16 protein-coding genes are annotated in these 18,569 nt (G+C 62.7%); 3 read left to right on the forward strand and 13 right to left on the reverse strand.

Features of this window, described 5'->3' with window-relative positions; all coding sequences use genetic code 11:
• Positions 1-30: 30 nt before the first annotated feature.
• Entirely contained in the window at positions 31-675 is a 645-nt protein-coding gene (gene crp / locus J3A71_RS26740) for a cAMP-activated global transcriptional regulator CRP (RefSeq protein WP_024717954.1), read from the forward strand.
• Here crp and J3A71_RS26745 read toward each other — a convergent pair.
• The 4 genes from J3A71_RS26745 to J3A71_RS26760 all read right to left on the reverse strand — a co-directional run bounded on the left by J3A71_RS26745 (position 672) and on the right by J3A71_RS26760 (position 4,008).
• The gene (locus tag J3A71_RS26745) at positions 672-1,376 is read right to left on the reverse strand and encodes a lipoate--protein ligase family protein (RefSeq protein WP_096425501.1); all 705 of its coding nucleotides are present in this window, start codon (positions 1,374-1,376) and stop codon (positions 672-674) included. The two genes, crp and J3A71_RS26745, sit on opposite strands and share 4 nt — an antisense overlap.
• 149 nt (positions 1,377-1,525) lie before the next feature.
• Complete coding sequence (trpC, locus tag J3A71_RS26750) at positions 1,526-2,359, reverse strand: indole-3-glycerol phosphate synthase TrpC (protein ID WP_016484631.1); 834 nt, start codon at positions 2,357-2,359, stop codon at positions 1,526-1,528.
• Entirely contained in the window at positions 2,356-3,405 is a 1,050-nt protein-coding gene (gene trpD, locus J3A71_RS26755) for an anthranilate phosphoribosyltransferase (RefSeq protein ID WP_023048031.1), read from the reverse strand. Before trpD ends, trpC begins: the two co-directional genes overlap by 4 nt.
• A 9-nt stretch (positions 3,406-3,414) precedes the next feature.
• A complete protein-coding gene (locus J3A71_RS26760) occupies positions 3,415-4,008 on the reverse strand; it encodes an aminodeoxychorismate/anthranilate synthase component II (RefSeq protein ID WP_016484629.1) in 594 nt (197 codons plus the stop codon).
• Positions 4,009-4,376: 368 nt separating this feature from the next.
• Here J3A71_RS26760 and estP point away from each other — a divergent pair, with 368 nt between their 5' ends.
• Entirely contained in the window at positions 4,377-6,266 is a 1,890-nt protein-coding gene (gene estP, locus J3A71_RS26765; protein ID WP_096425500.1) for an esterase EstP, read from the forward strand.
• A gap of 32 nt (positions 6,267-6,298) precedes the next feature.
• Here estP and trpE read toward each other — a convergent pair whose 3' ends face one another.
• The 9 genes from trpE to J3A71_RS26810 all read right to left on the reverse strand — a co-directional run bounded on the left by trpE (position 6,299) and on the right by J3A71_RS26810 (position 17,391).
• Positions 6,299-7,780, reverse strand: coding sequence for an anthranilate synthase component I (gene trpE / locus J3A71_RS26770; RefSeq protein ID WP_096425499.1), 1,482 nt, complete (start codon positions 7,778-7,780; stop codon positions 6,299-6,301).
• Positions 7,781-7,849: 69 nt separating this feature from the next.
• Entirely contained in the window at positions 7,850-8,668 is an 819-nt protein-coding gene (locus J3A71_RS26775) for a phosphoglycolate phosphatase (protein ID WP_016484626.1), read from the reverse strand.
• Positions 8,665-9,339 (reverse strand): ribulose-phosphate 3-epimerase, encoded by a 675-nt coding sequence (gene rpe, locus J3A71_RS26780; RefSeq protein WP_016484625.1) that lies wholly within the window; start codon positions 9,337-9,339, stop codon positions 8,665-8,667. Before rpe ends, J3A71_RS26775 begins: the two co-directional genes overlap by 4 nt.
• Positions 9,340-9,579: 240 nt before the next feature.
• On the reverse strand, positions 9,580-10,407 hold the full coding sequence (locus J3A71_RS26785; protein ID WP_003260880.1) for an ABC transporter permease: 828 nt from the start codon (positions 10,405-10,407) through the stop codon (positions 9,580-9,582).
• Positions 10,408-10,418: 11 nt separating this feature from the next.
• Positions 10,419-11,666 carry an ABC transporter permease gene (locus J3A71_RS26790; protein ID WP_016484624.1) on the reverse strand — a complete coding sequence of 416 codons (1,248 nt, stop codon included), beginning with the start codon at positions 11,664-11,666 and terminating at the stop codon, positions 10,419-10,421.
• Between the two features lie 202 nt (positions 11,667-11,868).
• Positions 11,869-12,903, reverse strand: coding sequence for an ABC transporter substrate-binding protein (locus J3A71_RS26795; RefSeq protein ID WP_016484623.1), 1,035 nt, complete (start codon positions 12,901-12,903; stop codon positions 11,869-11,871).
• Positions 12,904-12,943: 40 nt separating this feature from the next.
• Positions 12,944-14,068 carry an ABC transporter ATP-binding protein gene (locus J3A71_RS26800; RefSeq protein WP_016484622.1) on the reverse strand — a complete coding sequence of 375 codons (1,125 nt, stop codon included), beginning with the start codon at positions 14,066-14,068 and terminating at the stop codon, positions 12,944-12,946.
• Between the two features lie 295 nt (positions 14,069-14,363).
• Positions 14,364-14,996, reverse strand: coding sequence for a response regulator transcription factor (locus J3A71_RS26805; protein WP_172455960.1), 633 nt, complete (start codon positions 14,994-14,996; stop codon positions 14,364-14,366).
• Positions 14,997-15,003: 7 nt separating this feature from the next.
• Entirely contained in the window at positions 15,004-17,391 is a 2,388-nt protein-coding gene (locus J3A71_RS26810) for a sensor histidine kinase (RefSeq protein WP_096425498.1), read from the reverse strand.
• A gap of 95 nt (positions 17,392-17,486) precedes the next feature.
• Between J3A71_RS26810 and J3A71_RS26815 the strand changes: the two genes are divergently transcribed.
• Positions 17,487-18,482, forward strand: coding sequence for an alpha/beta hydrolase family protein (locus J3A71_RS26815; protein ID WP_016484619.1), 996 nt, complete (start codon positions 17,487-17,489; stop codon positions 18,480-18,482).
• Positions 18,483-18,569 lie beyond the last annotated feature (87 nt).

The raw sequence follows: 18,569 nt of genomic DNA on the forward strand, positions 1-18,569 counted from the left end.
CCTATGCGGCGCATCGAACAGGATTTCGTGATGGTTGCCTCCGCCCTACCCGCCAAGATCAAGAACATCGACAAACTGTTGGTACACTGCCAGCGCCGCCGCTACACCGCCAAAAGCAACATCATCTGCGCCGGCGACCGCGCCGAGACACTGTCATTCATCATCAAGGGCTCGGTGACCATCCTCATCGAAGACGAGGATGGCCGCGAAATGATTATTGCCTATCTCAACAATGGCGATTTCTTCGGCGAGCTCGGGCTGTTCGAACCGGTTGACGGCGAACAGCAGCGCAGTGCCTGGGTGCGAGCCAAGACCGAGTGCGAAGTGGCGGAAATCAGCTACGACAAGTTTCGCGAACTGGCGCGCCAAGACCCGGAAATCCTCTATGCCCTGGGCGGCCAGATGGCCCAGCGCCTGCGCAACACCACACGCAAGGTCGGTGACCTGGCGTTTTTCGACGTCACCGGCCGGGTTGCCCGTTGCCTGCTGGAATTGTGTAAACAACCCGACGCCATGACCCACCCCGACGGCATGCAGATCAAGATCACCCGTCAGGAAATCGGCCGAATCGTCGGTTGTTCCAGGGAAATGGTCGGCCGCGTCCTCAAGGACCTTGAGGAACGCAGCCTGGTGCAGGTCAAAGGCAAGACCATGGTGGTCTACGGTACCCGCTAGTCCCTGGGCAGGTCTGCAAGCACCTTGGCGTAGGCCTGCGACAAGCGCTCAAACCAGGGTGCTGCGGGCGCCACTTCATGCAAGGCGATATGTGCATCAGCGCGGCAGCGTTGCTCAAGCTCGCAGCACTCATTAAAGCGGTTGACCGCTGCCACCATCGACTCCCGCTCGTTGTCCAGCAGCAACGCACCGTGTACCAGTACCACCGGGCGCTTGCCGCCCAGGCCCTGGCGCCAGCGCTGGGCGGTGCCCACCAGCTTGCGGCCATTGAGGTTGACGTTGTAGCGACCATCGCAGAACGCCCCGTCTATCTCCCCCACCGACGCCACCCCGCCCCACTCGCGCAGTACATCGCACAGCGGCAGGCACAGGCGCTCGTAGGCGCTTTCGATACGGCCGTGATCACCTTCGCTGCGCGGGGCAACGTAGACCAGGGCAACGTTGACAGTGGAATGGGACTGAGGCACCGGCTCACCGCCAGTCTCGCGCAGCAGCACCGGCCAGCCGGCAATCGCCAGCTCCGCACAGGCGGCCTCGAAGTTTTCCAGACGGCTCATGCGCCGGGGCATGACCAGCGCATGGTCGGTGGGTCGCCAGAACAGCACACCGTTTTCGCGTTCGCCGCGGCAAACGGCGGCCAGCAGTTCCTGTTCGGTGTGCAGGCCTTGTTCGACGGTCAGGGCCAGGGGTTGATCGGTCATTGATCCACCTTTGATGTTGTTTTTGATGGCCTCTTCGCGGGCTAGCCCGCTCCTACAGAGGGAGCACACCCACTGTAGGCGCGGGTTTACCCGCGAAGCGGCCCTGGCAGGCATACAAAAAAGCCGGCAAAAAAGCCGGCTTCATTTGATCAGTCAAGATGCTGAACAGTCTTCTTCACCTGTTCCGGGAAGAACAACCGCTGCAACTCCAGCCCAGGCTGCTCGGCGCGCATGAACGCTTCGCCCACCAGGAACGAGTAAACCTCGTTGATTGCCATCAGCTCGACATCGGCCCGGTTGAGAATACCGCTCTCGGTAATCGCCAGGCGATCACGCGGAATGCGCGGCAGCAGGTCAAGGGTGGTTTCCAGGCTGACCTCGAAGGTGTGCAGGTTGCGGTTATTCACCCCCACCAGCGGCGTATCCAGGGTTTTCAGCGCGCGCTCCAGCTCATCGCCATCGTGCACTTCCACCAGCACGTCCAGGCCGACGTCTTTTGCAGTCGCGGCCAGCTCGGCCATCTTCACGTCATCCAGTGCCGAGACGATCAGCAGCACGCAATCCGCGCCCAAGGCCCGGGCTTCGACGATCTGGTAAGGGTCGACCATGAAGTCTTTGCGGATCACCGGCAGCGAAACTGCCGCGCGGGCCTGCTGCAGGTACTCATCGGCACCCTGGAAGTAATCGACATCGGTCAGCACCGACAGGCAGGTAGCACCGCCCTTCTCGTAGCTGACAGCGATTTCCGCCGGCACGAAGTGCTCGCGGATCACGCCCTTGCTCGGCGAAGCCTTCTTGATCTCGGCGATCACCGCTGGCTGCTTGCGCCTGGCCTGTTCGATCAGCGCGTTGGCGAAACCACGCGGGGCATCGGCGGCCTTGGCCAGGCCTTCCAGCTCGGCGAGGCTGACGCGCGCGCTGCGCTCGGCCACTTCCTGGAACTTGCGGGCAATGATCCTTTCCAGCACCGTCGGCACACTCATGCTTCGTTCTCCACCTTGAATACTGCAGTAAAGGCACCCAGTTCCTGCAGCTTCTCCCAGGCCAGCCCGGTGTGCAGTACGTCGTGGGCCAGTTCCACACCTTGAGCCAGGCTCATCGCATGATCGGCGGCATACAGTGCCGCGCCCGCATTGAGCACGATCATTTCCGCAGCCTTCTGGCCGTTTTCGGTCTTGCGACGGCCCAGAGCATCGCGAATCAGCTCCAGCGAAGCCTGTGGGTTTTCGACGGCAAGGCCATGCAAGCTCTGGCTTTTCATGCCGAGGTCTTCCGGTTCGACCCAGTATTCAGTAATTGTGTCGTTCTTCAGTTCGGCAACAAAGGTGGGGGCAGCCAGGCTGAACTCATCCAGGCCGTCCTTCGAATGCACCACCAGCACATGCTTGCTACCCAGGCGTTGCAGCACCTCGGCCAACGGGCGGCACAAGGTCTGGGCGAAAACGCCAACCACCTGATGCTTCACTCCGGCCGGATTCGTAAGCGGGCCGAGCATGTTGAACAGGGTACGCAACCCCAGCTCACGACGCGGACCGGCGGCATGCTTCATGGCGGAGTGATGGCTTTGCGCGAACATGAAGCCGATGCCCAGGCTGTCAATGCAGCGAGCCACCTGGGTTGGCGTCAGGTTAAGATAGATGCCGGCAGCTTCCAGCAGGTCGGCACTGCCGCTCTTGCCGGAAACCGCGCGGTTACCATGCTTGGCAACAGTACAGCCCGCCGCCGCCAGGACGAACGACGACGCGGTGGACACGTTGAATATATTGGCGCCATCACCGCCGGTGCCGACGATATCGACCACGCCATCCAGGCTTTTCAGCTCAACCTTGTCGGCCAGCTCACGCATCACCGACACCGCGCCGACGATTTCGTCGATGCTTTCACTCTTCATGCGCATGCCCATCAGAAAGGCGCCGATCTGCGCCTCGCTGCACTGGCCGGTCATGATCTGGCGCATGACATCGCGCATTTCTTCGGTAGACAGGTCCAGGTGGCCGACGATACGGCTCAATGCGCTCTTGATATCCATGTTCGATCCTTAGCGGCGGCCGCCGGTCTGCTGGAGAAAGTTGGCGAACAGCTCGTGGCCCTGCTCGGTCAGGATCGACTCGGGGTGGAACTGCACCCCTTCGATATTCAGGGTTTTGTGGCGAAGGCCCATGATTTCGTCCACCGAGCCGTCTTCATGGGCGGTCCAGGCAGTCACTTCCAGGCAATCGGGCAAGGTTTCGCGCTTGACCACCAGCGAGTGGTAGCGGGTAACGGTCAGCGGGTTGTTGAGGCCGGTGAACACGCCCAGGTCGCGGTGGTGTACCGGGCTGGTCTTGCCGTGCATCACCTGGCGGGCGCGCACCACGTCACCGCCAAAGGCCTGGCCGATGGACTGATGCCCCAGGCACACGCCCAGAATCGGCAGCTTGCCAGCAAAATGCAGGATGGCCTCGATGGACACACCCGCCTCGCTCGGCGTGCAAGGGCCTGGGGATACCACGATCCGCTCGGGGTTGAGGGCTTCAATCTGGGCAATGGTCATTTCGTCATTGCGAATGACCTTGACCTCGGCACCCAGCTCGCCAAGGTACTGGACGACGTTGTAAGTGAATGAGTCGTAATTGTCGATCATCAGTAACATGGTGTTAAACCTCTTGAATTTACTGACTTCAGAATTCGAACCTTCTTGCCACCGCCACAGGCACGGCTTCGCCACACAGGGCAGTAAAGAAGAAGGCAAACGGGGGCGAGCCGGGCGGGCCGGCAGGGGATAAAGTCAGGCGCGCCAACGCCAACGGGCGTGGGCCTTGATTACGCGCATCAAGAGTTTACTGACGATCAACACAGGATAGGTCTCGCTCATACGTTCCGGCACAGTAGCCTACCGGGGCGGCGGGCGCAATATGCCTGCAAACACGGGGAAACGAATGGACTTGGGAGGGATGCACTGCGATTTGCTAAGGTCGATCAGGCAGTCCTTGATAAAAACAAAGAAAAGGATGTTCCCTGATGCGAAAAGCCCCGTTAATGCGCTTTACCCTCGCTTCATTGGCCTTGGCCTGCAGCCAGGTATTCGCAGGTCCCTCACCTTATTCCACGCTGATCGTGTTTGGCGACAGCCTCGCCGACGCCGGGCAATTTCCCGATTTGACTGGCGGTACCCCAGGCGCCCGGTTTACCAACCGCGATGCCGACGGTAACTTTGCCCCGGTGTCACCGATGATCCTCGGTGGCCGACTGGGCGTTGCACCCGATGACCTGAACCCGTCGACATCGACAGGCATCCGGCCCGATGGCAACAACTGGGCTGTCGGTGGCTATACCACCCAGCAGATCCTGGATTCGATCACGACAACTTCCGAGACCGTCATCCCGCCAGGAAACCCCGGCGCCGGCCTGGTGCTGCGTGAAAAGGCGGGCTACCTGGCCAACGGCCTGCGTGCCGACCCCAACGCGCTTTACTACCTGACGGGCGGCGGCAACGACTTCCTCCAAGGCCTGGTAAACAGCCCGGCCGACGCCGTGGCCGCCGGCGCCCGCCTTGCGGCCAGCGCCCAGGCACTGCAACAAGGTGGCGCCCGATACATCATGGTCTGGCTGCTGCCCGACCTCGGCCAAACGCCCAACTTCAGCGGCACGCCGCAACAAAACCCGCTGTCACTGCTGTCTGGCGCATTCAACCAGTCGCTGCTCAGCCAACTGCGGCAGATCGATGCCGAGATCATCCCGCTGAACATCCCTGTGCTGCTGAGCGAGGCACTGGCCAGCCCCAACCAGTTCGGCCTGGCCAGCGACCAGAACCTGGTCGGCACCTGCTACAGCGGCAACAGCTGCGTGGAAAACCCGGTGTACGGTATCAATGGCACAACCCCGGACCCGACTAAACTGCTGTTCAACGACTCGGTGCACCCGACCATCGCCGGCCAGCAACTGATTGCCGACTACGCCTATTCGATCATCTCCGCCCCCTGGGAACTTACCCTGCTCCCCGAAATGGCACATGCCAGCCTGCGCGCCCATCAGGATGAACTGCGCAACCAATGGCAGACACCCTGGCAAGCAGTTGGCCAATGGCAGGCCTTCGTCGCCACCGGTGCCCAGGACCTGGACTTCGACGGCCAGCACAGCGCGGCCAGCGGCGATGGCCGCGGCTATAACCTGACACTGGGCGGCAGCTACCGTTTGAACGACGCCTGGCGCCTGGGCCTGGCCGGCGGCGCGTACCGGCAAAAGCTGGAGGGCGGCGCCAATGATTCGGACTACAAACTAAACAGCTACTTGGCCAGCGCCTTCGCCCAATACCGCCAGGACCGCTGGTGGGCCGATGCTGCGCTGACCGCCGGGCATCTGGACTACAGCGACCTCAAGCGCACCTTCGCCCTTGGCGTGAACGAGCGCAGCGAAAAGGGCGACACCGACGGCGAGGCCTGGGCGATGTCCGGGCGGCTGGGCTACAACCTGGCGGCAGAAAGCAGCAATTGGCAGCTGGCGCCATTCATCAGTGCCGACTATGCGCGCGTGAAAGTGGATGGGTACAACGAGAAGAGCGGGCGCTCGACAGCACTGGGCTTCGATGACCAGGAACGCACGTCACGCCGCTTGGGCCTGGGGTTGCTGGGCAGCGTGCAGGTGCTGCCAGGTACCCGGCTGTTCGCCGAGGTGGCGCAGGAGCATGAGTTCGAGGATGACCAGCAGGATGTGACCATGCACCTGACCAGCTTGCCCGCCAATGACTTCACCCTGACCGGTTATACGCCGCACAGCGACCTGACCCGTGCGAGCCTGGGGGTGAGCCATGAAGTGGTCGCAGGGGTGCATTTGCGCGGGAACTACAACTGGCGCAAGAGTGATGAGTTGACGCAGCAGGGGGTGAGCCTGGGGGTGAGCGTGGACTTCTGAATTGATGGGGCTGCTTGGCAGCCCCAATCTGTTTATTTAGCCAACGTCTGCTCTGCAAGCGCCACGGCACGGAACATCGCCCGGCGCTTGTTGATGGTTTCTTCCCACTCCAGCGCCGGCACCGAGTCGGCAACGATGCCACCACCGGCCTGCACATGCAGTTCACCGTCCTTGATCACGGCAGTACGGATGGCGATCGCGGTATCCATGTTGCCGTTCCAGGCAAAATAGCCGACTGCACCACCGTAGACCCCACGTTTGACCGGCTCCAGTTCGTCGATGATTTCCATTGCACGGATCTTCGGCGCACCCGACAGGGTGCCAGCCGGCAGGATCGCCCGCAGCGCATCCATCGCCGTCAGCCCTTCACGCAGCTGGCCGGTGACGTTGGAGACAATGTGCATCACGTTGGAGTAACGCTCGATCACCATCTTCTCGGTCAGGCGCACGCTGCCGGTCGAGGACACACGGCCAACGTCGTTGCGGCCCAGGTCGATCAGCATCAGGTGTTCGGCGATTTCCTTGTCGTCCGACAGCAGGTCGTCTTCCAGCGCGCGGTCGGCTTCTTCAGTCGCGCCACGCGGGCGGGTACCGGCAATCGGGCGCACGGTGACCAGGTTGTCCTCGACCCGCACCAGCACCTCGGGCGAGCTGCCGACCACATGGAAGTCGCCGAAGTTGAAGAAGTACATGTACGGCGTCGGGTTGAAGCAGCGCAGCGCACGATACAGGTCGATGGGCGCAGCCTTAAAGTCGATCGACATGCGTTGCGACGGCACCACCTGCATGCAGTCGCCGGCCAGGATGTACTCCTTGATACGGCCGACCGCGTTCTCGTAGTCGTCGCGGGTATAGCTGGAGCGGAATTCCGGCTCGGCGGCCTGCGGGCCACTCAGGTCCAGGCCTCGGCGCGGGGTGATCGGCTGGCGCAGCGTTTCCAGCAGGCCTTGCAGGCGTGCCTGGCCCTGTTCAAAGGCCTGATCTTCAGCCGGGTCGACCAGCACAATCGCGTGCATCTTGCCTGCCAGGTTGTCGAACACCACCACCGCATCGGACACCATCAGCAGGATATCCGGCACGCCCAACGGGTCTGGGTTGGGGCTGGCGCCAAGGCGCTTTTCCACGTAACGCACACAATCATAGCCAAAGTAGCCGACCAGGCCGCCGTTGAAGCGCGGCAGACCAGGGATGTCAGCGACCTTGTAACGGTCCTTGAAACTTTCGACAAAGGCCAGCGGGTCTTCGACATCATAGCTTTCCACCTCGACGCCATCCTGCAGGATACTGACGTGATAGCCGTGCACCCGCATCACCGTGCGCGATGGCAGGCCGATCATCGAGTAGCGGCCCCACTTCTCGCCGCCTTGCACCGATTCGAGCAGGTACGAGTTGGGCTGGTCAGCCAGTTTCAGGTAGATCGACAGCGGCGTGTCGAAGTCGGCCAGGGTTTCGCAGGCCAGTGGAATGCGGTTGTAGCCGGCAGCGGCCAGGCGCAGGAATTCTTCGCGGTTCATGAGTAGCCTCGTGGCAAGCAGCAATAGGTCAGGCAAACGGACGGGCCGGCACGCGCCGGCAGGCTGAAGTCAGGCGCGCCAACGCCAACGGGCCAGGGCCTTGATGACTTTCATCCAGAATTTGCCAGTAACCACCACGGTGGGCTCTCTGTCTTGTGAGGCTTGAAGGTTGGCCAACGTTATCCCAGTGGCCGGGTCTGCGCAACCGGGCAGCAGTGCGCGCAGGTCGTCGATCACCAGGTTGGGAGATTCGTCCTGGATCGGCCGGCCATGGTTGTAGCCATAGGTCAGCCCTACGCACTGCACGCCAGCCGCCTTGGCCGCCAGCACGTCGCTGCGCGAATCGCCGACAAACAGCGACTGCTGCGGGGTAACGCTGGCCATCTGCATGACGAAGAGCAAAGCCGCCGGGTCGGGCTTTTTCTGCGGCAGGGTGTCGCCGCCAATGATCCAGCGGAAGTAGCGGCCGATTTTCATCTGGTCCAGCAGCGGGCCGACGAAGCGCTCGGGCTTGTTGGTGATCAGCGCCATTTCCACGCCCTGCTTGCGCAGCCAGCGCAGGGTGTCCTGCACACCGGGATAGACCACCGTCAGCTCGTGGCTTTCAGCATAAGCGTCCATGAACAGCGCCAGCGCCTGGTCGGCCAGCGCATCGTCCACCGCGGCGTGGTCGATGCCACCTGCAAGCGCCCGGCGCACCAGCACCTGGGCGCCGTTGCCGACCCAGTGGCGGACTGCCTCAAGGCCTGCGGGCGGGCGCCCCAGTTCGAGCAGCATGCGGTCCACGGCGGCAGCCAGGTCTGGCACGGAATCGATCAGGGTACCGTCCAGATCGAACATCACCAGCCTGGGCAGCGTCCCCGGGAACAGCTGCTCGAAGCCACTCATGGGCGGGCCTGAGCCAGTTCGGCGCGCATCTTGGCGATGACTTCCTGGTAGTCCGGGGCGTTGAAGATCGCCGAACCGGCCACGAAGGTGTCAGCGCCAGCGGCAGCGATTTCGCGGATGTTATTGACGTTGACGCCACCGTCGATTTCCAGGCGGATATCACGGCCGCTGGCGTCGATCAGCGCACGCGCCTCGCGCAGCTTGTCGAGGGTGCCAGGGATGAACTTCTGCCCGCCAAAGCCTGGGTTGACGCTCATCAGCAGCACCATGTCGATCTTGTCCATCACGTACTTCAGGGCATCCAGGCTGGTGGCCGGGTTGAACACGAGGCCGGCCTTGCAACCGCCGTCCTTGATCAGTTGCAACGAACGGTCGATGTGCTGCGTGGCTTCCGGGTGAAACGTGATGTAAGTGGCGCCGGCTTCGATGAAGTCGCCGATGATGCGGTCGACCGGGCTGACCATCAGGTGCACGTCGATCGGTGCGGTAACACCGTACTTGCGCAGGGCGGTGCAGACCATCGGGCCAATGGTCAGGTTGGGAACGTAGTGGTTGTCCATGACATCGAAGTGGACGATGTCGGCACCCGCAGCCAATACCTTGTCGACGTCTTCACCCAGGCGGGCGAAATCGGCAGAGAGGATGGAGGGGGCAATAGCGTAGGGCTGCATGGCGCACCTGTTGGCAGAATCACGGTGGCGCGCATTGTAACCCAGGCGAACGGATGAGGGCTGATTGGTATCACATGATCCCGACCGATACCCAAGAGCCTTGCACTGCCTGAGCTGGCCTCATCGCCGGCAAGCCAGCTCCCACAGGGTTCTCCACAGGCCTTATGAGATGCAGGGTCCTGTAGAGATCTCTGTGGGAGCTGGCTTGCCGGCGATGAGGCCAGCGCAGACGCCTGAAAATCAGGCCGGCTGCTGAGTTCTCAGCTTCTCGCTGCGCCCACGCAACCACTCCAGGGTCAGCAGCAACACCACCGAGAAAGCAATCAGCAAGGTCGCCGCCGCAGCAATGGTCGGGCTCAGGTTTTCGCGGATACCACTGAACATCTGCCTCGGTAGGGTTGCCTGCTCCGGCCCGGCCAGGAACAGCGTCACCACCACCTCGTCAAACGACGTCGCAAAGGCGAACAGCGCCCCTGAGATCACCCCGGGTGCAATCAGCGGCAAGGTCACGCGGCGGAAGGTCAACAGCGGCGACGCACCCAGGCTGGCAGCCGCCCGCACCAGGTTGTAGTTGAAGCCCTGCAAGGTTGCCGACACGGTAATGATGACAAACGGCACACCCAGCACCGCATGCACCAGAATCAGCGAGGTAAAGCTGTTGCCCATGCCCAGCGGGGCGAAGAACAGGTAGCTGGCCACACCGATGATCACCACCGGCACCACCATCGGTGAAATCACCAGCGCCATCACCAGCGACTTGCCGGGAAAATCACCACGGGTCAGGCCAATGGCTGCCAGGGTGCCAAACACCATGGCCAAGACCGTGGCCGCCGGGGCGACGATGATGCTGTTCTTCAGCGCCCGCATCCACTCGGCCGAGCCGAAGAAGTCCTGGTACCACTGCAGCGAAAAGCCCTGCAGCGGGTACACCAGGAAGCTGCCACTGTTGAACGACAGCGGCACGATCACCAGCACTGGCAAGATGAGGAACAGCAGGATCAGACCGCAAAGAATGCGCAGGCTGTAGAACCAGACCCGCTCCACGGGCGACATGTATGGGCTCAGCATGACAAGGCTCCTCAGCTCAGGCGCAGGCGGCTGGCGCCGACCAGCCAGCTATAGATCAGGTACAACAGCACGGTAGCCAGCAGCAACAGCCCGCCCAGTGCGGTGGCCATGCCCCAGTTGATGCTGGTGTTGGTGTAGAAGGCAACGAAGTAGCTGACCATCTGGTCGTTCGGGCTACCCAGCAGCGCCGGGGTGATGTAGTAGCCGATTGCCAGGATGAACACCAGCAGGCAACCCGCGCCAACACCGGCATAGGTCTGCGGGAAGTACACCCGCCAGAAGCTGGCGAACGGGTGGCAGCCCAGCGAGATCGCGGCACGCATGTAGCTCGGCGAAATGCCCTTCATCACGCTGTACAGCGGCAGGATCATGAATGGCAGCAGAATGTGCACCATGGAGATGTACACACCGGTGCGGTTGAACACCAGTTCCAGCGGCTGATCGATGATACCCATGGCCATCAGTGCACTGTTGATCAGGCCACCCGATTGCAACAGCACGATCCACGCCGCCACCCGCACCAGGATCGAGGTCCAGAAGGGCAGCAGCACCAGAATCATCAGCAGGTTGCTTTGCCGGGTCGGCAGGTTGGCCAGGAGGTAGGCCAGCGGGTAAGCCAGCACCAGGCAGATGGCGGTAATCACCACACCCATCCACAGGGTGCGGGCAAAGATATCCAGGTAAATGGCCTGGTCCGGGGTGGCCTTGGCCAGCTCGCCCAGGTCGTCGATGCGATGGTCCACCGAAGCCAGCAGGTAGAAGGAGGTCACGGTACTGGTGTTGCGGCGTATCGCCTGCCAATAGGCCGGGTCGCCCCAACGTTCGTCGACGGCCTGCAAAGCGTCTTTATAAGAGGCAGGTTCTGCCTTGAATGGCAGTGCCCGGGCTGTCTTGGTCAACAAGCTGCGGTAGCCGGCCAGTTCCATGTTCAAGCGTTTGGACAGGTCGCCAAGGGTCTGGTTCTTGCGTGACTCGGCCAGGTCCTGGCTCAGCGCCTTGTACACATCCTCGCCCGGCAGGCTCTTGCCATCCCACTGGGTGATGATGTCTACCGTGCGTGGCAGGCCGCCCACCACTTCCGGGTTGCCGACACTCTTGTACAGCAGCGCCGCAATCGGCACCAGGAACACCAGCAGAAGAAACAGCGCCAGCGGCGCGATCAACGCCTGCGCCTTCCAGCGGTTGACCCGCTCGGCGTGTTTCAGGCGCTGCTTGAGACTTGGACCTGCGCCTTCGTTGAGGGGCACTGCAATGGCCATGGCGAACTCCGCGATACGAACTGAAAATGGGGCTGCTGTGCAGCCCATCGCCGGCAAGCCAGCGCCCACAGGTACTGCACCGGCTTCAAGACTTCTGATCCCTGTCCCTTACAGGCACTGCACCGGCTTGGGGGATTACACGTTCCCTGTGGGAGCTGGCTTGCCGGCGATGGGCCGCATGGCGGCCCTGCTTTGCGGTTTGTTACTTCTTCGCCGCCCAGGCGTTGAAGCGTTGCTCCAGCTGCTCGCTGTTGTCGGCCCAGAAGGCCACGTCGATCTGCACCTGATTGGCGATGTTTTCAGGCGTGGTCGGCATGTCCTTCTTCACCTCGTCCGACAGCAGGCTCACGGCCTTGGAATTGGCCGGGCCATAGGCGATGTTCTCGGAGTAGATCTTCTGCTGCTCGGGCTTGACGCTGTAGGCGATGAATTTCTTCGCCTCTTCGACGTTTTTGGCACCTTTAGGAATTGCCCAGGCGTCAAAGTCGTAGATGCCGCCGTTCCACACCACCTTGAGGTTGCTCTCTTTCTGCACAGCGGCAATACGGCCGTTGTAGGCAGAGCTCATGACCACGTCGCCTGAAGCCAGGAACTGCGGTGGCTGTGCGCCAGCTTCCCACCACTGGATGCTGGGCTTAAGTTCATCGAGCTTCTTGAACGCGCGGTCTTGGCCTTCCTTGGTCGCCAGCACTTTGTAGACGTCCTTGGGCGCAACGCCATCGGCCATCAATGCGAATTCCATCGTGTATTTGGCGCCCTTGCGCAGGCCACGCTTGCCTGGGAACTGCTTGGTGTCCCAGAAATCGGCCCAACTGGTAGGTGCGGTCTTGAGTTTGTCGGCGTTGTAGGCCATGACCGTGGACCAGACGAAGAAGCCAACGCCGCAAGGCTGGATGGCACCCGGTACATAATCGGCCTCGTTGCCGAACAGGGCGGGGTCGAGCTCTTCGAACATGCCCTCATCGCAACCGCGCGCCAGCTCTGGCGACTCAACCTCTACCAGGTTCCACGACACGCTCTTGGTGTCGACCATCGCCTTGACCTTGGCCATTTCGCCGTTGTATTCACCGGCGACGATCTTGCCGTTACCCGCCTTCTCCCATGGCTCGTAGAACGCTTTGACCTGGGCGGCCTTGTTGGCGCCTCCGAACGAGATCACGGTAAGGTCTGCGGCCATGGCCTGGCCAGCGGCGAACAGCCCCAGGGCCAGGGCGGTCAATTTCAACTGCTTGCGCATTCTTATTCTCTCCACAGTACAGGGTTGGTGAAGCAATCCATCAATGGGCTTCGGCAATCGGATCGAGCGCGCGGGCGTGCTCCACCTCCCAGCCCAGCGGTACCACATCGCCCACGGCCAGGGCCGGGTCGAGCTCGGCAATCGGCTGTTTCACGAAGAAATCGGCCTTGCCGCAAACTTCCAGACGCACCCGCACGTGGTCGCCCAGGTAAATGAATTCGGCCACCCGGCCAGAGAAGCGGTTGACGCAGCTCTCGCTGTGGCCATTCAGGCGCACACGCTCCGGGCGGATCGACAGGGTGACCGGCTCGCCGGCCTGGCCGACGTTCACCGCCAGCGCCTCGACCCGCTCGCCACGCGGCAGCTGCACCTGGCAGCGCTTGCCATCGCTGGCCAGCAGGGTGCCGTTGATGCGGTTGTTCTCGCCGATGAAGTTTGCAACGAAGGTATTGCAGGGTTCTTCGTACAGCGTGCGCGGGTCGGCGATCTGCTGGATCTCGCCCTGGTGGAACACCGCCACGCGGTCGGACATGGTCAGCGCTTCGCCCTGATCGTGGGTCACGTACACCACGGTCACACCGAGGCGCTGGTGGATGTGCTTGATCTCCATCTGCATGTGTTCACGCAGTTGCTTGTCCAACGCGCCGAGCGGTTCGTCCATCAGCACCAGTTGCGGCTCGAACACCAGCGCACGGGCCAAGGCCACCCGCTGCTGCTGGCCACCGGAAAGCTGGCCGGGGTAGCGCTTGGCGAAAGCATCAAGCTGGACCATGTTCAGCACGCGTTTGACCCGCTCGCTGACGTCGGTCTTGCTCAGGTTGCGTACGGTCAGCGGAAAGGCCAGGTTCTCGGCCACGGTCATGTGCGGGAACAGCGCGTAGTTCTGGAACACCATGCCGATGTCGCGCTTGTGCGGCGGCACGTTGTTGATCGAGCGCCCGGCCAGCTGGATTTCACCGGCGGTAGGGGTTTCGAAGCCGGCCAGCATCATAAGGCTGGTGGTCTTGCCGGAGCCGGACGGGCCAAGCAGGGTGAGGAACTCGCCCTTGCGGATGTCCAGGTTGAGGTCTTTGACGATCAGCGACTCGCCGTCGTAGCTCTTCTGCACACCACGGAAGCTGACCAGCGTTTCGCTGGTTGCAGCGTTCGACTTCGCCTCGCTCATGCCTGCACCTTCTTGTTGGATGACTGCGTAGGCCAAAGCGTAGAAGAGGCGCAAGCGCCCGGAAATCGGGGGCACTGAGAGAATGCCATCATCCGGATGGAAGATTTGTTGTAGGGATTGCCCTACAAAGATGGCGGGATTGGAATGCCCTTGCGAGCCAACCACTAAACCTGTGGGAGCGGGCATGCCCGCGAAGAGGCCGGCTCAGCCATAGAGATCAGCAGGCCAGGCCCTTTCGCGGGCATGCCCGCTCCCACGGAGGGTTCGGCAAGCTTCGGGCACGGGGATGTCGCAATCAGACCAGCTTGTGTTCCATGGCGTACTTCACCAACTCCGCCAGCGAGTTCACTTTCAGCTTTTGCATCAAGCGCGCCTTGTGGGTGCTGATGGTCTTGCTCGACAGCGCCAGCTGCTGGGCAATGTCGTTGACGTTGGCCCCTTGGGCCAGGCGCTCGAACACCGAGAACTCCCGCTCCGACAACAGCGTGTGCAATGGTCGGGACTCGGTCAGGCCCACTTCGAACACCATGCGGTCGGCCAGCGACGGGTCGATGTAACGCCCACCCCCCGCTACCCGGCGAATTGCAGTCAGTAGCAGCGCCGGGTCACTGTCCTTGGTGGCATAGCCCGCTGCACCGGCTTTAAGCGCCCGCGCCGCCATCTGGGCCTCGTCGTGCATCGACAGCATCAGGATTGCCGGGGCATCGTGCAATGCACGGATCCGCGGGATCGCCTCCAGGCCGTTCACACCTGGCATCGAGATATCCAGCAGCACCACCTCGCACGGTGTGTAGCGCAGGGTTTCGAGCAGTTGCTCGCCATTCCCGGCCTCCCCTACCACCTGCATGTCCTTGGCCAGGCCAATCAACTGCTTGATGCCTTCACGGACAATGGTGTGGTCTTCGGCCACCAGTACTCGAATCACGATTGCTCTCCTACTCCAACGGAATGGCCACACTCAGGCTGGTGCCTTCGCCTGGTTCACTGTCCAGCACCATGCTGCCCCCCAGCATCAGCACCCGCTCGCGAACACCCACCAGGCCAAATGAAGTGGGCCGGGTCTGCTCGCGGCAAAAGCCTCGGCCATCATCGCTGACCGTCATACGCAGCCGCCCCTCTTCACGCACCAGTTCGATCTCCACGCTGTGCGCCTGAGCGTGACGCATCACGTTCGTCAGCGCCTCCTGCAGGATACGAAACAGGCCGGTGGCCTTGGCATCGCTCAATGCTGGCAGATTATCCGGCACTTGTACCAGGCAGGGGATCTGCGTGCGGGCTTCGAAGCGCCGTGCCTGCCATTCGATGGCCGAAGCAATGCCGGCATCGAGGATCGGCGGACGCAAGGCAGTGGCAACATCACGTACCAGCTGGAACAGCTGGGCGATCAAGCGCTTCATGCTTGCCAGGCGCTCATTCAGGCCGGGGTCCAACTCGGCAAACGCCAGCTCGCACATCGACACCTCCAGCTTAAGCACAGTCAGCATCTGCCCCAGCTCGTCATGCACTTCCCGGGCGATGCGGGCTTTTTCTTCCTCGCGCACGCTTTCCAGGTGGGCCGACAGCTCGCGCAACTGTTCCTGGGAACGGGCCAGTGCCAGTTCTGCCCGTTTGCCCTGAGTGATGTCCCATACCACACCGTCCCATACCACCTGGCCGTTGGCCAGTCGCCGGGTACTGGCCTTGATGTCCGCCCAGCGTTGTTCACCCTGGCGAGTCAGGATGCGCCCCTGCCAGGACCAGTCCTGGTCGCTGGCCAAAGCCAGGTCCTGGACGCGGTGGTAATCGGCGCGGTCTTCGGGGTGAACCAGGTTGCGCAGGCCCATCTGTGGGTGTTGGATCTCGGCCGGCGCATACCCCACCAGCGCCTCGCTGCCCTCACTGATGTAGGGGAATTCCAGCTCGCCCTCGGCCGGGTCACGCTCCAGGCGAAACACCAGCCCCGGCACGTTGCCGGCAATGCCCTTGAGCCGCGCCTCGCTTTCTCGCAGTGCCGCCAGGGCGCGGCGGCGCTCGGTGACATCGGCAAGGTAGACCACCAGATATTCGGAATCACGAAAGCGCAGAAAGCTCAGGGACAGCTCGACCGGCAACAGGCTGTGGTCGGCCCGCCGGCACTGCGCCTCGAACTGGCCGACACCGCCCTCCCCCGTGCGAGCGCCTTTCCACAACTCCAGCCAACGGTCCATGGTCAGGCTTGGCTCAAAGGCGCTCAGCGGCCGCTCCAGCAGCTCGCCGTCGCCATAACCCAGCATGCGCTCGGCGGCATGGTTGGCGTAGCGTACGTGGCTGTCCCAGTTGACCCAGAGGATGCCCACCGTGCTCTGGTCGATGGCGAACTGGCTCAGGCGCAAGGCCTCTTCACGCACCTGTCGCTCCGCCAGGCTTTCCCGCGTGGCCAGCAGGCTGCGCTCCAGCTGGCGCTGCTGCCGGCGTTGCCACACCAAGGTGGCCAAGGCACACAACAGCAACAAACCGAACAGCAACGCCAGGTTCTGCCAGAAGCCCGGCGACTCACTCAGGCGTGGGTATTTCGGCTGTAGCCAACGTTGGTGCAGCTGCTCCAGCTCTTTCGCCGGCAGCGCCTGCAGGCCACGTTCGAGCACATCGGCCAGCAGCGGCCAGTCGCGTCGCGAGCCGATGCGCAGCAGCTGCGGCAGGCCGATATCGCCGACTACCGCCAGCTCGCTGAACTCACTCTCGCGTGACAAGCGGCTGAGCTGGGCTTCATCCAGCACCGCAAAACTGGCCTGGCCACCCACCACCAGTTGCAAGGCCTCGCGCTCGTTGGGCACCCCCTGCAGGTTGAGGTTGCTGTAGTTGCCGCGCAGGTAATCGGCCAGCTGGCTTGGCATGCGCACGGCCACCCGCTGCTCGGCTTCAAGCTTTTCCAGCTCCACCGCCATGGCGCCGGTGCGCGGCCCCACCACCAGCTGCGGCACGCGCATGTACGGGTCGCTGAACAACCATAGGCGCAGGCTGGCCGGCGTCTGGGTAAGGCCAGGGGCGAAGTCGATTTCACCGCTCTGCAGGGCGTGTTCAAGGCTGGCCTGGTCGTTGAAGTTGCGCCAGGTGAGGTCCAGGTGCAGTGCCTGCGCCAGGCTGTTCACCAGTTCTACGTTGGCCCCGTACAGTTGCTGCAGGCGCCGGTCGAACTGGGCGTAGGGTGCCTGCAGCACCAGGCCGACGCGCACGTTGCGGTGCGCATCCAGCCACTGCTGCTGCGCAGGCTCCAGCGTAACGGTGGGCACCGCCTCGGGCCTGGCCAATGCAATCAAGGGCAGCCACAAGCAGCCGATAACCAACAGGCGACGTACTCGCTTCATCTAAACGCTCGTCTTGGCAAAGGCGGCCATGCAGCATGGCCGTCACGGGCAAATACTATTAGGCTGCCGGTATCATTCTGGCCCTGGGTTGACTCATGTCCACACTTTATCGCACGACGCTGGCAATGTGCTGCCTGGCCTCGATCCTTCCACTCGGCGCCTTGGCCGCCGATGCCGAAAAAACCACTACCACCGAGGCTCCAGCCGCCGAAGCCCCGCGCCCGCCCCTGCTGGAGCGCAGCCAGGAAGATGCCCAGGCGCTGGAGCGGCTGGTGCCAAAGGCTGAGCAGCAAACCCTGCAGGCCGGTGCCGACAGCTTTCTGGCCCTGTGGAAACCGGCTAACGACAACGACCCGCAAGGGGCCGTCATCATCATCCCAGGTGCAGGCGAGACCGCCGACTGGCCCAATGCGGTCGGCCCGCTGCGGCAGAAATTCCCTGATGTCGGCTGGCACAGCCTGAGCGTCAGCCTGCCCGACCTGCTCGCCGACAGCCCGCAAGCGCGGGTCGAGGCCACCCCGCCTGCCGAGCCTGCGAAAGACCAAGGCGAAAGCGCCCCGGCCAAGGACGTGCCGGCCGATGCCAATGCCAACGTCGCCCAGGCCACGGCGGCCGATGCCGATGCGGCAGAAAGCACTGACGCCGAACAGGCCAGCGAGCAGGCGGACCCTGCAGATGCCGAGCGTATCTTCGCCCGCCTGGATGCCGCCGTGGCGTACGCCCAGCAACACAACGCTCGCAGCATCGTGCTGATCGGCCATGGTAGCGGTGCGTATTGGGCGGCCCGCTATCTGAGCGAGAAGCAGCCACCCCAGGTACAAAAACTGGTGATGGTGGCCGCACAGACACCGGCGCGGGTTGAGCATGACCTGGAAAGCCTGGCGCCGACCTTGAAGGTGCCGACGGCCGATATCTATTACGTCACCCGCAGCAGCGACCGCAACGCGGCCGCGCAGCGTCTGCAAGCCAGCAAGCGGCAGAAGGACAGCCAGTACCGGCAGTTGTCGTTGATTGCCATGCCGGGGAACAAGGCTGCGGAACAGGAGCAGTTGTTCCGCCGGGTGCGGGGGTGGATGAGCCCGCAGGGTTGAGCTGAAACCGATGGGGTGCCGTGCACCCCCATCGCGACACAAGGCCGTTCCCACAAGTACTGCGCCCCCTCGGGCTTTGCGCGAACT

Source organism: Pseudomonas sp. PvP089 (assembly GCF_017875165.1).
Lineage (GTDB): Bacteria > Pseudomonadota > Gammaproteobacteria > Pseudomonadales > Pseudomonadaceae > Aquipseudomonas > Aquipseudomonas fortuita.

Excerpts from the sequence above, each read along its gene's own strand:
- J3A71_RS26785 (WP_003260880.1), bottom strand. The coding sequence starts at position 10,407 with ATGCTGAGCCCATACATGTCGCCCGTGGAGCGGGTCTGGTTCTACAGC.
- crp (WP_024717954.1), top strand. The coding sequence starts at position 31 with ATGGTTGCCTCCGCCCTACCCGCCAAGATCAAGAACATCGACAAACTG.
- J3A71_RS26760 (WP_016484629.1), bottom strand. The coding sequence starts at position 4,008 with ATGTTACTGATGATCGACAATTACGACTCATTCACTTACAACGTCGTC.
- J3A71_RS26795 (WP_016484623.1), bottom strand. The coding sequence starts at position 12,903 with ATGCGCAAGCAGTTGAAATTGACCGCCCTGGCCCTGGGGCTGTTCGCC.
- J3A71_RS26775 (WP_016484626.1), bottom strand. The coding sequence starts at position 8,668 with ATGAGTGGCTTCGAGCAGCTGTTCCCGGGGACGCTGCCCAGGCTGGTG.
- J3A71_RS26800 (WP_016484622.1), bottom strand. The coding sequence starts at position 14,068 with ATGAGCGAGGCGAAGTCGAACGCTGCAACCAGCGAAACGCTGGTCAGC.
- trpE (WP_096425499.1), bottom strand. The coding sequence starts at position 7,780 with ATGAACCGCGAAGAATTCCTGCGCCTGGCCGCTGCCGGCTACAACCGC.
- J3A71_RS26745 (WP_096425501.1), bottom strand. The coding sequence starts at position 1,376 with ATGACCGATCAACCCCTGGCCCTGACCGTCGAACAAGGCCTGCACACC.
- J3A71_RS26810 (WP_096425498.1), bottom strand. The coding sequence starts at position 17,391 with ATGAAGCGAGTACGTCGCCTGTTGGTTATCGGCTGCTTGTGGCTGCCC.
- J3A71_RS26815 (WP_016484619.1), top strand. The coding sequence starts at position 17,487 with ATGTCCACACTTTATCGCACGACGCTGGCAATGTGCTGCCTGGCCTCG.
- estP (WP_096425500.1), top strand. The coding sequence starts at position 4,377 with ATGCGAAAAGCCCCGTTAATGCGCTTTACCCTCGCTTCATTGGCCTTG.
- trpD (WP_023048031.1), bottom strand. The coding sequence starts at position 3,405 with ATGGATATCAAGAGCGCATTGAGCCGTATCGTCGGCCACCTGGACCTG.
- J3A71_RS26790 (WP_016484624.1), bottom strand. The coding sequence starts at position 11,666 with ATGGCCATTGCAGTGCCCCTCAACGAAGGCGCAGGTCCAAGTCTCAAG.
- trpC (WP_016484631.1), bottom strand. The coding sequence starts at position 2,359 with ATGAGTGTGCCGACGGTGCTGGAAAGGATCATTGCCCGCAAGTTCCAG.
- rpe (WP_016484625.1), bottom strand. The coding sequence starts at position 9,339 with ATGCAGCCCTACGCTATTGCCCCCTCCATCCTCTCTGCCGATTTCGCC.